The 1,022-nt window shown below is 48.5% G+C and carries 2 protein-coding genes and 1 pseudogene; 1 reads left to right on the top strand and 2 read right to left on the bottom strand.

Translation table 11 applies throughout. The features are described from left to right. Together HED67_RS14735 and HED67_RS14730 are read right to left on the bottom strand one after the other, a co-directional pair. The coding region (locus HED67_RS14735) for a recombinase family protein (RefSeq protein WP_221718764.1) at nucleotides 1-722 on the bottom strand (722 nt) is incomplete at its 3' end. Next, nucleotides 723-920 carry a hypothetical protein gene (locus HED67_RS14730; RefSeq protein ID WP_002595102.1) on the bottom strand — a complete coding sequence of 66 codons (198 nt, stop codon included), beginning with the start codon at nucleotides 918-920 and terminating at the stop codon, nucleotides 723-725. Here HED67_RS14730 and HED67_RS17435 point away from each other — a divergent pair. Further along, nucleotides 894-1,022, top strand: a pseudogene (locus HED67_RS17435) (tweety protein); the annotation flags it as partial. The gene HED67_RS14730 and the pseudogene HED67_RS17435 overlap by 27 nt on opposite strands.

The following is a 1,022-nucleotide window of genomic DNA, read 5'->3' as shown; positions in this document are numbered from 1 at the left end:
CGGGTATTGCGAAGCCCCCGTTCCCGGTTCCACCATGTGGGGCAGGGGATTTTTTCTTCCTCCAGCCGTCTGCGGATATAGTTCGGACCATGACCGTTTAGGGCATATCCGAAAATCAGCCGCACAATCGGGGCGGTTTCCTCGTCAATGAGCAGATGGTTTTTGTCCTCCGGGTCTTTCCGATACCCAAACGGGGCAAGACACCCGGTAAACTGTCCTTTCTGCGCTTTCAGAAGATAAGAGGAATGGACTTTCTTGGAAATATCCTTGCTGTACATCTCGTTCAGGATATTCTTGAACGGGGCAATGTCGTTGTTATCCCGTAAGGTGTCGATACCGTCATTCATGGCGATATAGCGCACCCCGTTTCTTGGGAAAAAGTCCTCAATCAAATGCCCGGTTTGCAGATAGTTACGCCCCAGTCGGCTGAGGTCTTTCGTGATAACAAGGTTGATTTGCCTGCGCTCAATGGATCTCAACATTCTCTGTAAATCAGGACGCTCCATATTAAGACCTGTGAAGCCATCGTCCTGATAGACTGCCACAACCTCCCATCCCTGCTTTTCGCAGTATTTTTCCAGCATATCACGCTGGTTTGCGATACTGGCACTTTCGCCTTGCAGGTCATCGTCCTTTGACAGTCTGCAATAGACCGCTGCACGATAGCCCCCGGCAAGTGCCGAACCGATTGTTCTGTATTCCATTTCGTTCATCATAGCCATTTACCCACACAATCCAGACGGTATCCGGCTCTTTTGAACCTCATCTTCATTATACTTCAATTCTTTCTTTTTAGCAAGATATTCTTTTGTATTTGTCTTGCCGTATTTCTGGGAAATCAGGCTGACGAACACATCGGTGGCGTCCAGCTCCCCGTCAAATACAGTGGTCACATGAATCTCTGTTTTGTTTTTTGCCATAGGCAGTTATCCTCCATACATGAAAATAGCCAGACAGAGGGTGTCGGCAACGAAGTCCGGCAACGGGCTTCAAAAGACCTTGCAAACAATCTCAATCTGGCG

The organism is Pseudocoprococcus catus (assembly GCF_019734885.1).
GTDB lineage: Bacteria > Bacillota > Clostridia > Lachnospirales > Lachnospiraceae > Coprococcus_A > Coprococcus_A catus.
Note: the sequence above shows the minus strand (reverse complement) of the source record. Positions and strands in the feature narration are given on the sequence as shown.

Excerpts from the sequence above, each read along its gene's own strand:
- HED67_RS14730 (WP_002595102.1), bottom strand. The coding sequence starts at position 920 with ATGGCAAAAAACAAAACAGAGATTCATGTGACCACTGTATTTGACGGG.